Below are 13126 nucleotides of genomic sequence, written 5' to 3'. Positions count from 1 at the left end.
AGTGTTATAAAGGTACAAATTATAAGGGGGGATTGATTTATGGATACTTCTACTACTGATCCAAGATTCGCTACTGAAGCAGAGGAAAAAGAGTACAAGAAGAATATTCTAAAAATAGCTCTCTTCGTCGGGGAGCTCATGATAAAAAACGGTGCCGAAACTTCTAGGGTTGAGGACAGTGTCCTTAGAATATGCAGATCACAAGGATTTTATCATGCAAATGTCTTTACAACTCCAACAGTTGTAATTATTTCAGACGAAAAATTTGACGGATTCTGTTTTATGAAAACTATTGATAAGAGAGGAATAAATTTAAACAAGATTTCTATGCTTAACAATTTTTCAAGAGAGTTTTGCTCTGTTAAAAATCCGGATATAGATAAGTCTATAGCTGAATTGTACGAAATAGATAGAGCTGAATCTTATCCGTTATGGTTCTTCTACTCATGTACAGGACTTGCATCTGCTTGTTTTGCCTGTTTACTTGGTGGAAACCAATTACAAAACTTCATATTCACATTTATAGTTGCTATCATCGGGGATATTATTTACGACCAGATTATGAAGATTAGTTCAATTTCTGCATTTTCATGTGTTGTCGCATCATTTGTAATAACAATACTTGGTGTTGTACTTACTGAAATGAATATCCTAGCAACGCCTACTATGCTAATAGTTGGTTCTATCATGCCACTTCTTCCTGGAGTCGCAGTTATAAAATCTATACGAGATCTTATATCTGGAAACCTAATCTCTGGTATATCTAGAGTTTTTGAGGCATTTATGATTTTACTTTCTATAGCATCTGGTGTCGGGGTTGTTCTCGATTTATGGTTTAAATTAGGAGGTGTTTTATAATGGGTGATATGTCCTTATTTTCACACTTTATATTCGCTACAATTGCAACTATAGGATTTTCAGTATTCTTTAATATACCTCTAAAACTACTTCTGCCAGCTGGATTAGTAGGTGGTATTGGTTGGATTGTGTACTTGGTAATTATGGAATTTACAAATAATACATCTTTATCAGGATTTTTAGCTGCTGCATCTGTTTCGGCAATGAGTGAAATTTTGGCAAGAAAAATGTATCAACCAGCTATTCTGTTTGTTATCGCTGGTGTCCTTCCTCTAATTCCAGGGATCGGGCTTTACAATACAATGCTTGCAATTATTCAAGAAGACTACCTATTAGCTGCTACAAAAGGTGCTAGTGCAATACTTCTTAGCTGTTCTATAGCTCTTGGAGTACTTGTTGTTGCTGCCCTTGTTAGAACTGTAAATATTTATAGATTTAAAGGTGACTTACTTGCCAATTTAAGACCTATACTGAAAAAACGTGAATTCAATATAGAAGCTGATCCTAACACAAAGAAAAAATCTGGTAAAAAGAAAGTCGGAAAGAATATTAAAGTAAAAGAAAAAGACTTCAGCGGACTTGTTACAGAGCATACTGCTGAGTTTGAGTTACATTTAAGTGATGATAAAGAAGATGATGAATAATAAAAAATACTGCCACAGAACACCTTTAAAAGGTGTTCTTGTGACAGTACCTTTAACTGACACCTAACGGTCGTCAGTTTTTTTGTATTCAAATTTAGCTCCACAATTAGGACAAATTAATTCTGGCATATTTTTTTCATTTAGCGAAGCTATCGCTCCCAATGAAAAGAATGCATCTTGTCTTAGTTCTTCTAATATAAATTCTGGTACTCCTTTTTCAAATCCACAAGACTTACATTCATAATTGTATAACTTTTGTCCTTTACTCATTTCTTCTAATTCTTTTAGCATACTATTTCTCCTAATAATTTTAATTACACTAATTATACACTATTATTTATATTTGAGTATAGCAAAGCTAGCCTATTTAATAGACTTTTAAAATAATTCTTTTTGTGTTGTTGTATTCAAAGAAATTTCTTTTTCTATAATTTCTTCGTAGATTATTCTTTTATAATTTGATTTATCTAGTACATTATATATTAATCCATATTTATAATGCCATATTTCCCATAGAATCATGTCTTTTCCACACTTTTTACAAATATAAGGATTTACTCCAAATGATTCTATCAATCTATCTTTAAAATTTTTCTTTACTGTATTCTTCTTTTTTATCAGCTTAGATATATTTCTGTGTCTCATAAAATTATATAATTTCAATATTTCTATGCTTAATTTATTTTTTACTCTTGAATATAGACCGTATCTTCTTGCAACTCTAAAACCCTTCGGGTGAATATGTTGGGTTATTTTACCTATAAATTCTAATACATTTACAGTTATTTCTCTTTTTCCCTTAGGTTTTTTGTTTTCATACCAGTAAGTTACATTTTTCCCATCGTAATTAATTATTCTATACTCAGCGATAGCTGGTCTAGCCAAATATCTACCTATATATTGAGTTGCCTGTTTTATATTAGTTAAACGTCTTTCTGCATTTACATAGAATTCTTTCTTATATAACTTATTTATCAAATTTCTAGTTTTTCTATCTCTAAAGTTGTTTTTTATTATATCTAGTACCAACTTTCGCCATACTTTTTTCATATATGTATACGGTATGAAATCTAATTTTTTAAACCACTTATTATTTCTATCTATTCCACCTTCGGTGTATAAGGCATGTATGTGAGGATTCCATTTTAAATCTCCACCAAAAGTGTGTACTACAGCAATTACCCCTAATTCATAATCTCCATTTGTTTTCTTTTTATGAAAACTATCTAATACCTTATATGTAGCATCTTGTAAATCTTTTAAAAGCTCTCGCTTTCTGTAGAAATAGACTCTTAACTCCTCTGGAATTGTGAAAACTGCATGTCTATGAGAAACATCAAGAATATTTTCTACCTGTTTTTCTGCCCATTCCATAGAATATTTTCTTCCACACTTTGTGCAAAACTTACTTTTACAAGTGAACCCTTGAATATACTCCTCTCCACAGTCTATACATTTATGTTTTATATATCCTTTTTCTATATTTCCACAATTTAAAGCCTTTATTACAGTATTTTCTATCTGATCCCTCATTTCTCTTCTAACTTTATTCCAATATTTTAGTTTGAATTCTTCAAAGTGATTTTTTAATATTTTCTTAATGATTTTTTCATCTTTTTGTTTTTTCAATACATTCATATTACTATTGTACATAAGTTTTCCACAGTTTTAAATTATTATAATTTCCTTAGGAATAAAAAAGGCTGCTGCAAAATTTAATTGCAACAGCCTTTTATTTTATAATAATAAAGTTATAACTGTACTTTTAGAATCTAAAGTATAAGAATGGATTATATGTTGAGTTTACCAATTTGAATATAACAATCAATAAAATTCCTGTGAACACTACCGAATTTAGAACATAACTAATATTTGACTCTAAAATTTTGTCGTTAGCAACTTCAATCTTTCTTCTAAACCAATCTACTATTGGCATACAGAAAATCATAGATAGAACTAAAACGAACCAATAATCGTTTATATAGCTCGCTGCCACACCATCAAAAATTACATTTGTTCCCATAAAGAACATATTCTTTATAAATTCAATTGAGTAACTAAAACTATCAGCTCTAAAGAATACCCATCCTATCATTACAACTAGTAATAAGTATATATGTCTTACAAATCTAGGTACTTTATTTAAAAGTTTTCCAAGATATGATTTTTCCATTCCTATCAACAATCCAAAATACAGTCCCCAAGCTATAAATGTCCAGCTTGCTCCATGCCAAAATCCTGTTAAAAACCATACTATAAATAGATTTATATATGTTCTAACATTTCCACGTCTACTTCCACCAAGTGGGAAATACACATAATCTCTAAACCAACTTCCTAAAGATATATGCCATCTTCTCCAAAACTCGGATGCAGACTGTGATATATATGGATAATTAAAGTTCTCTAAAAACTCAAATCCAAACATCTTTCCTAGACCTATAGCCATATCTGAGTATCCGCTAAAATCAAAGAATATCTGAAGTGAGTACGCTAGTATACCAAGCCAAGTGCTTACTACTGCAAGCTGATATGTTTGCATTCCAAACACACTATCAGCTAGCATACCAAGCGAATTTGATAATAGAACCTTTTTACCAAGACCTATTATGAATCTTCTTACACCATCTCCAAATTTAATTATATTATGCTCTCTTTCTTCTATCTGATCTGCTACAGTCTGATATCTTACTATTGGCCCTGCTACAAGCTGTGGGAATAAACTGATATACAGTGATAAATCAAATATATTTTTCTGTACCTTCGCATCTTTTCTGTACACATCTATAACATAACTCATCGCCTGGAATGTAAAGAACGAAATTCCAAGTGGCAATGCTATTTCTGGAACAGGTAGAGATGTATTAAATGCTGTATTGATATTTTTCACAAAAAATCCACTATATTTAAATACACCTAACATACATATATTGAAAATAACCGAGATAACAACGCCCGTTACCCTAACTTTATCAGCTCTTTTTTCATCTACTAAAAGCCCACATAAATAATTAGCACCTATAGATACCAGCATTATGACAACATAAGTTGGTTCTCCCCACGCATAAAAGAACAAACTGGCCAATAAAAGCAGATAGTTTCTATATTTTTTTCCCGATAAATAATATAAAACAAGAACTATAGGTAAAAATACAAATAAAAAAACCAAACTACTAAATACCATATTTCTCTCCTTTTTTATTTTATCCTATTAGTTAATATAGCATCTACATCAAAACCATTGTTGAACATAAGCATTACTATATTACTATCACTCATTTTTAATATATCATCAATATTCAAATCAGTCGCTCTTAAATCTACAACCTCAACTTCTTCAAATATATCTGAAAACAGCCACGTAAGTGGCGCCTGATATGAATCCCTTATCATTAAAACTTTTTCTTTTGTCTTTGCATTTTTATTTACAATTTTATAATATGAATGGTTTCCAGTATATGCTTTTTCATACGATATTTCATCGTCATCAATCCCATTTCCTATTATATAATCTTCTTCTACTTCGTCAAATTTTCCATCTTTTAATTCATAGTACTTATTATTGTATTTTCTATCCATATAAACATATGGTACATCCTCATCTTTAGTAAACATTCCATAAAGATTATTATTGTAACTTCCTAAAAACGGCTTATTTTTTATATAGCTTGTTTTATATGTATATTTACTTAAATCTACATCTAATCCCATAGTTTTATTCAAATCTTCAATTATATACTTAAATGCTTCATATGCACCCAAAGAATTCCAATGATGGTCTGTCTTAAAGTAAAATTTTTCTAATGTTTTTTCACTAAAATTATCTACAAAATATTTTCCTATATCTATAGTGTTTATATCATCATCCTTTAACATAGATAAAAACTTTTCGTGATTTTCAAACCCGTAATTTTTATTTATATATTTTTTAGGATACTTATTGTATAATGTTTTAACTTTATGTGGCAGTGAAACATAGTACATTTTCTTATTAGATGCTTCAACCATTTTATTTATTTTTTCTACTTTTTCAACCAATGGTTTATACTCATCTTTTTTCTTCTCACTTGTTTCCACGCCTCCCATTATCCAATTATCATCAGCTAGATACAATCCTTTTATATTAGATTTTTTTGTAAACATCTGCCATTTTATATCAGCTTTTATAAGCTCATCTCTAAACATAAACTGGTCAGTATAGTATGTTTCAAAAAGACTTGTAAACGTCTTATCCTTTATAGCTCCAATCCCTGGCATCTGCTGAAGTTCTCTATTTTCAGATTTACTAACATCTTTATCTTCTATAAAAAAATTCGACAATCCCACAGAAAATATAATACTTAAAAAAGGTACTATCAAGAATATTGCCTTTCTTTTATTCAAATTTTGTTCCTCCCCTATTATTTTTCACTCTATAAATTCACTATTATATTATACAATTTTTAATTATAATGTAAAGTTAAATAAACAAATAAAAATGCCACTAATATATTAATAACCTAATAAATTAGTAGCATTTTTTATTAATCTATAAATCGAATAATATTTTTGTGACAACAGGAACGTATTCTCTACTCTCTTTAAACTTTTTATCGTTTATTTTTAAGTATATATAAGAAAGTCCCATAAGTGCAATACCTATAACAGCAGCAACAACCTCTGTAGCTCCATTAAAACCTATAGCATTAAGTGCATAGTATGATCCTACTATACCAACTATAAGAAGAACCATTGGTATCACATAAACTAAAAATGTAGCTTTCATAACATTTATATGCTCCATACTAACTACGACATGATCCCCTACCTTAGCACCGATAGTATTATCCACTTCAACTAAAATCTCCTCAGATTCTGAAGATGCAGACATACACTTACCACATTTTGCACAGGCAGACATTCTCATCATTCTCATCATAGCAGTATCTTCGTCAATTATTTCTACTATATATCCGTCCTGATTCATTTGTCCTCCTATTTTAAGAATTTATAAATATTTTTCATTAGTTCCTCGATAAGCTCATCAGACTCATCTTGGCTCTCGTATTTTATACTTTCGGTAATACATCCTTTTATATGATTTTCAAGAATTATCTTCCCTACTCTATCTATAGCCGCCTTAGCAGCAGATATCTGAACAAGAATATCTATACAATATCTCTCGTCTTCAATCATATTTTGGATTCCCTTTACCTGTCCCTCTATTCTCTTTAATCTTTTAATAAGGTCATCTCTGTCATTTCTGGCAGAAAGCTTTCTGTCCTTATTACCACTTCCACAGCAAGCACATTTTTTCTTTTCCATTTCCATTAAGATTTCCCCATTCTTTCCCTATTTTTATATTTATCATATACTATTATATCACATTAATATATCTTTTTCCCAAGTCTAGCTACAAGTTATTTTTTAAACACAAAGAAATAGTACCATATTGCTATGAATAATAATAAAGATAAAGCTATACTTCTACTCTGTCTTTTAGTTTCATCATAACAAGTTCTTGATTTTGGATTAAATGTAGCATATGGGAATGCTAAGAATAATATAGAATCTATCATTATACATATCTGAGCTAATGCATCATTCTGTAAAAGCATAGCTATTATACCAGCTAAACCAAATGCTACCTCAGCATATAAAGCTATTCTCTGTTTTTTAAATCCTTTATAATATTCTGTCATATCATCGTGACACTGTTTTGAACAGCAGTTTAATTTTAATCCATTTGGTGCTGGAACATCAAATTTTCTATTTACATTTTTTATATTTCTACCACATTTTGAGCACTGTCCAGCTTCCTTCATTATTACTTTTTTTGCCATACCTAATAATTCTCCTTACAATCTTACAATTTTATAATTTCATTTATTTGACAAATAGCATATACATTCCGAATACAAGAACAAACATTAAAATTGCCCCTGAAACAACCATAGCTATCTGATCTTTTTTAGCATTTTTTGCTCTTTCTTCTTCCATTTTTAAATATTCTTCTGTTTTCTTTATTTTAGTTCCACATTTTCTGCATTTTTCTTCTCCAAATTTCATTGGATGTCCGCAACGCTGACATTTCATTGTTCTTCTCTCCTTCTTTCCTATAAAAGCTTTTAATTCCACAAATTATATTGTATTACAAGATTCCTTATCTTTCAATACATTAAAAAACACCATATCATTTTACCGATATGGTGTCAATTATTTTAAATTTATTTTTTCTACAAATTATCTAATGCATATATTTATGTATTAAATAATAGCATCTGTCCTTTGTAGATGTTGCAAGCGAGTCAAAATACGCCCAGTTTTCATCTGATTCACTTGTATCCTCAGATCCCACCGCGTAAGAAGCCATTTCATCCTTTTTATTAATCCACTCTAACTCATCTTGTTTCAATTCCTCTAGCTCTCCATTTTCTAAAGCTACTGAAATATCACTATAAATCATATTTAAAAGAGTATCATATTTTTTATAAATTTTGCTAGTATAATCTAAAAGCTTCTCTTGATTTCCATTAAGCTCAGCATCTGCTAACTCCCTACTCTCTTTATCTAGCTTAGACATTAAACTCATATACTCATCTTTTTTCCGAAGCCCTAAATTTTCACTATTTTTAATCTCATCTTTAGTTTCTTTATCTTCTTTTCCTTCAGGATCGTTTCCTTTTTCATCGTCATTATCTACAGCTGATTCTTCTGACGCCTCATACTGCTTCTCACTAGGCTTTTTAAGAATCTTTAACTCAGACTTCTGAGTGTTTACTGTATTAGCTATATTTTTTCCAGCATTAAAATATCTAGCTGCCACTGTACAACTTACAAATAGAGCAAATATTAAAACTGCTCCTATAATTATATTTCTAAATAGATTTATTCTATTTTTTCCACTTTCTTTTTTATTATCATCATTGTCCTGAGAAATACTGGTTATCTTTCCACCACAAACAGGACATACTTTTTCTCCATCATCTGCTTTTTTCCCACAATTAGGACAGAAATCTGTCATTTCATCACTCCCTTCTTTAATGTAATCAAATATGTATCGAATCAACCAACTTTAATTTAACCTCTGAGTTGGTGAGTATTATTCACCATGATTCTATCAATTACTGTTTTTCCTTTTAATTATATCTTATTATTATAATTTTTGATAGAAAAAAAATTGTAACTTTTTTAAAAGCTATATATACAACATATTTTATTCTTTTATTCTATATATACTATATTCATATTATCTCTATAATATACTATATTCACACTAATTTCAAATACTATTATTTTACCATCAAAAAAGAGATGTCTTACTTAAACAGATTTGTTTAAATATACATCTCTTTATTTATTCTCTGATATGTCATTACCCATATTTTCTTTATTACCTTTTCATCTAGATTTTTATAATACGTATTTATAATTGCTATTATCTTACAGGTATTAAGTTGTAGTTAGCGTCATAAGTATATAATTTTAAAGTCTTTTTGTGTACTAAAACGTTTTCTCCACCAACATTAAATACATGGTATGCATCTTTTAAGAATTTTTTATCAACACTGTTTCCTTCTTCATCGTATACAACTGATTCTTCTGCTACATTTAATACATCAACTAAATGAGCTTTTGCAACATCTTCTTCTACTCCTGCTCCTACTAAGCAGCTTAAGTTAACTTTACTTGCTTCTTCTTCTCCTGATACTAATGCTGATACTGGTGCTGCAAATAATGCCATTAATGCTACTCCTGATACTAATACTGATAATTTCTTTTTCATAGTGAACACCTCCATATAATCCCTTCAACTTAATTTTTTTAATTTGTCTTTTATATTTTTTTAATTTATTTTCTTTGTTCCTTGTCTATGTCTATATCATAATCTATAAATATTATTAATTCAAGGTCATTTTTTAACTGTTTAAAATCTTTCAAAAATTGCATAATTTTATTCTGTATTTTCTTTTTAGTTTTTTTATCTATACTTCTATCAATTTCATCAATTCTTCGTTACTTATATAACATAAAAAGTTATCACGATTTTTAGTTGATATTTCAATATTTTTAAATCTCCCAATAAAATTCCATCTATTCCAACAACAACTTACAACAAACAACTTGCACACCTACAATGAATTTTTTCTTTTGAAGTTGTTATTTTATTGTTATTTATAAAACGAATACGTATTTTCTAACTTTTGTAAATTTTTATACTAAGTCAAAAATAAACATACTCCAATCTCGTTGTAGGTTGTTTCTTTTTGTAATTTTTATCTATTATATAAAAGAAATTATTTTTTGTTTTTTCTTTACTATTTTATAGTCTATTTTTTTGCCTAGAATATATTTTTTCACCGGCAAAATCATATAATTTAGCTATTTTAACATTATGCGTCAAATTCTTCTCACAAAATCCTCAAATTTTTTCTCATTTTTTAATAAGTTAATCTTATCATTTTTGATATTATTGATAATAAATATGTAAGAATTTTTCTAGTTTCAAATTGGCTTTAAGCAAAAAAATACTGCTTTTCAGCAAAAAAATAGACGATAATTTTATAAATTATATAAAATCATCGTCTAATATACTTCATATTTTTATTCTATATGATCATAAAAACTCTCTATTGATAATCTGCATACCCTTCTTTAAAAGCATTTATAAATACTCTTTTAGCTTTTGATTTCTGAGTAGCTTTTATAGGATTATCATTTTCTAGCTCATCAAACATCTTTTTAGCTTCTTTTTCTAGGTTTGCTTCACTTCCACCGTTAGCCTTGTACTCCTGACCAGAAAGGAACCCATTTTCTTTTATTGCGCTTTCTAAATCAGCGTCTAATTCCTCTCCTTTATTCCGGTTCTTAACATCTTCTACAACACCTGTTATTATATCATTTGCATCTTTTTCCTCTGTAGAGTTCTCTGTATCAGCTGTAGATGCATCATCTGTATTAGTAGTATTTTCCTCTTCTACAACACTTGAACTATCATCTGACGTACCTCTGACCTTAGATATATCTGCTCTTGCAAGTGCCATATATCTCTTGAACTCTCCAAAATTTTCCTTAAACTTAACTATATTCTTATCGTACTTGTCGTGATTGCCTATAGCACCCTCACTAGCCTTCTTTATATCCTTATAGCACTTTTCAAGATATTTCTGAGCATTGTACATATTATCATACTTATAATCAAGATCCTTTACCTTAGTAAGATTCTTCTCTATATCAGCTGTTAGCTTCTGAGCAGTTTTTTCACTACCACCCTTATGTCTTAATTTATCTATTGATAACATATCTTTTCTTAGCTTCTCATAATACTTATACACCTGTGTATAATCGCTCACAATTCCGTTAACATTCTTATCTGTAACCTTAGTAACTAAATCCTTAGTACATCCAGTCGCAAAAACAGAAAAAGCAAGCACTGCACACAAAGCTAAAGACTTCACTCTTCTTAGCATATCGTATCTCCTCTCTAATAAAAAATTCACATTACTATACCTATATAATTTTAAAGTATTTAAAGAAAAAAGTCTACCTTCTTTTCAGCATTTATCCCATTAAAGCCCCAAAAACCTCCTCTAAATAGATAATAGCCAAAATAAAAAAATATAACCTACTACTTCCCCAACTTTACAAACTGCACAAAGAAATAAGCACACAATTGCAAATGCACTTCTGGCAAATAAATTGATTGATATATAGGATATCGCAGTTTTCTAGTGATATCTACTTTTTCCTTGATGTAGATATTGCAAATCGCATCGACAATTCTGCAAGCGCCCCACATCATTGAAATGTGTTACATAAACATGTGGGGCGCTGAAGCCTGGAGAAAGATTGCAATATCTATTTCAAGGTATTAAAAAAGGAGATATCACAAAAACTGCGATATCCCCTATATTTCAATTAATTATTTACAGAAAGTATTTGCAACGTGTGCTTTTATTTCTTCAGCAGTTCCCATTGCTAGTACTTCATCAGCAAATTTTTTCATATCTGCTTCATTTACTGAAGTTATAAGTTTTCTTGCTGGAAGTATAGATATTGGAGACATAGAGAATTCATCTAATCCGAATCCAAGAAGTATTGGTATCATCATCTGATCTCCTGCTGCTTCTCCACACATTCCAACCCATTTACCTTCTTTATGTGCGTTGTCTATAACCATTTTTATAAGTCTTAACACAGCTGGATTGAACTGGTTGTATAAGTAGCTTATTTTCTGGTTCATTCTGTCAACTGCAGTAGTGTACTGTATTAAGTCATTTGTTCCTATAGAGAAGAAGTCAACATGTTTAGCAAGTACATCAGATATAACTGCTGCAGATGGTACTTCTATCATCATACCTATTTCTACATCTTTTGCGTATGCTATACCTTCAGCATCTAATTCAGCCTGAACTTCTTTAACTATTTCTTTAGCCTGTAATAATTCTTCTAATGAAGATATCATAGGGAACATTATTCTTAATTTTCCATATACACTCGCTCTGTATAATGCTCTTAACTGAGTTTTGAATATATCTGTTCTATCTAAGCATAATCTTATAGCTCTGTATCCTAAGAATGGGTTCATTTCTTCATCTAGAGGAAGATAGTCTAATTTCTTATCTCCACCTATATCAAGAGTTCTTATAACGATTGGTTTACCGCTCATTCCTTCTAATACTGCTTTATATGCTTCAAACTGAGTATCTTCTTCTGGTAATTTGTCTGAGTCCATATATAAGAATTCAGTTCTGTATAGTCCAACACCTTCAGCGTCATTTTTTATAAGACCTTCTATATCGTTTGGAGTACCTATATTACCTGCAAGTTCTACTCTTCTTCCGTCTAAAGTAACAGATTCTTTACCTTTTAATAATTCTAAAGCTTTCTTTTCTTCTTCGAAAGCCTGTTTTTTAGCTGCATAAGCTGCTTTTGTTTCTTCGTCTGGATTTATTATAACTTCTCCAGTATCCCCATTGAATACTACGAAATCTCCATCTTTAACGTTTTCAGTTATGTCAGTAAGACCTACAACTGCTGCTATTTCAAGAGTTCTAGCCATTATAGCTGTATGAGAAGTTCTTCCTCCTATATTAGTAAGGAATCCTAAAACCATTTTTTTGTTCATAGTAGCTGTATCTGATGGAGTTAAGTCGTGAGCAACTAGTACTACTTCTTCATCTAATGCAGATAAATCTACTACTTTTATTCCTAATAAGTGTCTTAACACTCTGTTTGTAACGTCTTTTATGTCTGCTGCTCTTTCTCTCATGTACTCATTGTCCATAGATTCAAACATTGCAACGAACATTTCTTTTATTTCGTTTAATGCGAAATCAGCATTAACTTTTTCGTCAGCTATTTTAGCTTCTGCTGCACCAGTTAATTCTGGATCTTCTAAAACTAAAAGGTGTGCCCCGAATATTTCAGCTTCAGCTTCACCTAATTCTTTAGCTGCTTTTTCTTTAACTTTTTCTAGTTCAACTTTAGATACCTGAACAGCATCTCTTAATTTAGCTATTTCAGCATCTACATCTGTTATAGTTCTTTTTTCTATAACAAGCTCTTTATGTTCTACAACAAGTGCTTTACCTAGTGCTATACCAGGAGAAGCTCCAGTTCCTTTGAATGCCATAACCATATCC

14 protein-coding genes are annotated in these 13126 nt (G+C 30.1%); 2 read left to right on the top strand and 12 right to left on the bottom strand.

Annotated features, from left to right (window positions below; all coding sequences use genetic code 11):
* Window positions 1-39: 39 nt before the first annotated feature.
* Window positions 40-858 carry a threonine/serine exporter family protein gene (locus KGNDJEFE_RS03885; protein ID WP_006439921.1) on the top strand — a complete coding sequence of 273 codons (819 nt, stop codon included), beginning with the start codon at window positions 40-42 and terminating at the stop codon, window positions 856-858.
* Window positions 858-1502 (top strand): threonine/serine exporter family protein, encoded by a 645-nt coding sequence (locus KGNDJEFE_RS03880; RefSeq protein ID WP_148881797.1) that lies wholly within the window; start codon window positions 858-860, stop codon window positions 1500-1502. Before KGNDJEFE_RS03885 ends, KGNDJEFE_RS03880 begins: the two co-directional genes overlap by 1 nt.
* 63 nt (window positions 1503-1565) lie before the next feature.
* Here the strand turns inward: KGNDJEFE_RS03880 and KGNDJEFE_RS03875 are convergent, their stop codons facing one another.
* The 12 genes from KGNDJEFE_RS03875 to ptsP form a co-directional block, all read right to left on the bottom strand.
* A complete protein-coding gene (locus KGNDJEFE_RS03875; RefSeq protein ID WP_118549764.1) occupies window positions 1566-1793 on the bottom strand; it encodes a hypothetical protein in 228 nt (75 codons plus the stop codon).
* Between the two features lie 87 nt (window positions 1794-1880).
* The gene (locus KGNDJEFE_RS03870; protein WP_170239656.1) at window positions 1881-3140 is read right to left on the bottom strand and encodes an IS91 family transposase; all 1260 of its coding nucleotides are present in this window, start codon (window positions 3138-3140) and stop codon (window positions 1881-1883) included.
* 127 nt (window positions 3141-3267) lie between these two features.
* Window positions 3268-4686 (bottom strand): MBOAT family O-acyltransferase, encoded by a 1419-nt coding sequence (locus tag KGNDJEFE_RS03865; RefSeq protein WP_006439919.1) that lies wholly within the window; start codon window positions 4684-4686, stop codon window positions 3268-3270.
* A 14-nt stretch (window positions 4687-4700) separates the two neighbouring features.
* Window positions 4701-5885 (bottom strand): alginate O-acetyltransferase AlgX-related protein, encoded by a 1185-nt coding sequence (locus KGNDJEFE_RS03860; protein WP_040410390.1) that lies wholly within the window; start codon window positions 5883-5885, stop codon window positions 4701-4703.
* A gap of 145 nt (window positions 5886-6030) precedes the next feature.
* Window positions 6031-6468, bottom strand: coding sequence for a SoxR reducing system RseC family protein (locus KGNDJEFE_RS03855; protein WP_006439917.1), 438 nt, complete (start codon window positions 6466-6468; stop codon window positions 6031-6033).
* Between the two features lie 8 nt (window positions 6469-6476).
* Window positions 6477-6812 (bottom strand): metal-sensitive transcriptional regulator, encoded by a 336-nt coding sequence (locus KGNDJEFE_RS03850; protein ID WP_006439916.1) that lies wholly within the window; start codon window positions 6810-6812, stop codon window positions 6477-6479.
* A gap of 89 nt (window positions 6813-6901) precedes the next feature.
* Window positions 6902-7324 (bottom strand): hypothetical protein, encoded by a 423-nt coding sequence (locus tag KGNDJEFE_RS03845; protein WP_006439915.1) that lies wholly within the window; start codon window positions 7322-7324, stop codon window positions 6902-6904.
* Window positions 7325-7367: 43 nt separating this feature from the next.
* Window positions 7368-7577, bottom strand: coding sequence for a zinc ribbon domain-containing protein (locus KGNDJEFE_RS03840; protein ID WP_040410389.1), 210 nt, complete (start codon window positions 7575-7577; stop codon window positions 7368-7370).
* 151 nt (window positions 7578-7728) lie between these two features.
* A complete protein-coding gene (locus KGNDJEFE_RS03835; RefSeq protein ID WP_040410388.1) occupies window positions 7729-8505 on the bottom strand; it encodes a lysozyme inhibitor LprI family protein in 777 nt (258 codons plus the stop codon).
* A gap of 414 nt (window positions 8506-8919) precedes the next feature.
* The gene (locus tag KGNDJEFE_RS11705) at window positions 8920-9267 is read right to left on the bottom strand and encodes a hypothetical protein (RefSeq protein ID WP_040410387.1); all 348 of its coding nucleotides are present in this window, start codon (window positions 9265-9267) and stop codon (window positions 8920-8922) included.
* A gap of 844 nt (window positions 9268-10111) precedes the next feature.
* Window positions 10112-10951 carry a hypothetical protein gene (locus KGNDJEFE_RS03830; RefSeq protein ID WP_006439910.1) on the bottom strand — a complete coding sequence of 280 codons (840 nt, stop codon included), beginning with the start codon at window positions 10949-10951 and terminating at the stop codon, window positions 10112-10114.
* Between the two features lie 452 nt (window positions 10952-11403).
* Complete coding sequence (gene ptsP / locus KGNDJEFE_RS03825; RefSeq protein WP_040410386.1) at window positions 11404-13116, bottom strand: phosphoenolpyruvate--protein phosphotransferase; 1713 nt, start codon at window positions 13114-13116, stop codon at window positions 11404-11406.
* Between the last annotated feature and the right edge of the window lie 10 nt (window positions 13117-13126).

Origin of the sequence: Peptacetobacter hiranonis (assembly GCF_008151785.1) — a bacterium.
In the GTDB taxonomy this organism is placed as follows: Bacteria; Bacillota; Clostridia; order Peptostreptococcales; family Peptostreptococcaceae; genus Peptacetobacter; species Peptacetobacter hiranonis.
This window is presented reverse-complemented; position numbering and strand designations above follow the sequence as displayed.

Bases quoted from the DNA above. Each gene is read 5' to 3' on its own strand.
- KGNDJEFE_RS03835 (WP_040410388.1), bottom strand. From the start codon at position 8,505: ATGACAGATTTCTGTCCTAATTGTGGGAAAAAAGCAGATGATGGAGAA.
- KGNDJEFE_RS03830 (WP_006439910.1), bottom strand. From the start codon at position 10,951: ATGCTAAGAAGAGTGAAGTCTTTAGCTTTGTGTGCAGTGCTTGCTTTT.
- KGNDJEFE_RS03885 (WP_006439921.1), top strand. From the start codon at position 40: ATGGATACTTCTACTACTGATCCAAGATTCGCTACTGAAGCAGAGGAA.
- KGNDJEFE_RS03850 (WP_006439916.1), bottom strand. From the start codon at position 6,812: ATGGAAATGGAAAAGAAAAAATGTGCTTGCTGTGGAAGTGGTAATAAG.
- KGNDJEFE_RS03845 (WP_006439915.1), bottom strand. From the start codon at position 7,324: ATGGCAAAAAAAGTAATAATGAAGGAAGCTGGACAGTGCTCAAAATGT.
- KGNDJEFE_RS11705 (WP_040410387.1), bottom strand. From the start codon at position 9,267: ATGAAAAAGAAATTATCAGTATTAGTATCAGGAGTAGCATTAATGGCA.
- KGNDJEFE_RS03880 (WP_148881797.1), top strand. From the start codon at position 858: ATGGGTGATATGTCCTTATTTTCACACTTTATATTCGCTACAATTGCA.
- KGNDJEFE_RS03870 (WP_170239656.1), bottom strand. From the start codon at position 3,140: ATGAATGTATTGAAAAAACAAAAAGATGAAAAAATCATTAAGAAAATA.
- KGNDJEFE_RS03875 (WP_118549764.1), bottom strand. From the start codon at position 1,793: ATGCTAAAAGAATTAGAAGAAATGAGTAAAGGACAAAAGTTATACAAT.
- KGNDJEFE_RS03855 (WP_006439917.1), bottom strand. From the start codon at position 6,468: ATGAATCAGGACGGATATATAGTAGAAATAATTGACGAAGATACTGCT.
- ptsP (WP_040410386.1), bottom strand. From the start codon at position 13,116: ATGGCATTCAAAGGAACTGGAGCTTCTCCTGGTATAGCACTAGGTAAA.
- KGNDJEFE_RS03865 (WP_006439919.1), bottom strand. From the start codon at position 4,686: ATGGTATTTAGTAGTTTGGTTTTTTTATTTGTATTTTTACCTATAGTT.
- KGNDJEFE_RS03840 (WP_040410389.1), bottom strand. From the start codon at position 7,577: ATGAAATGTCAGCGTTGCGGACATCCAATGAAATTTGGAGAAGAAAAA.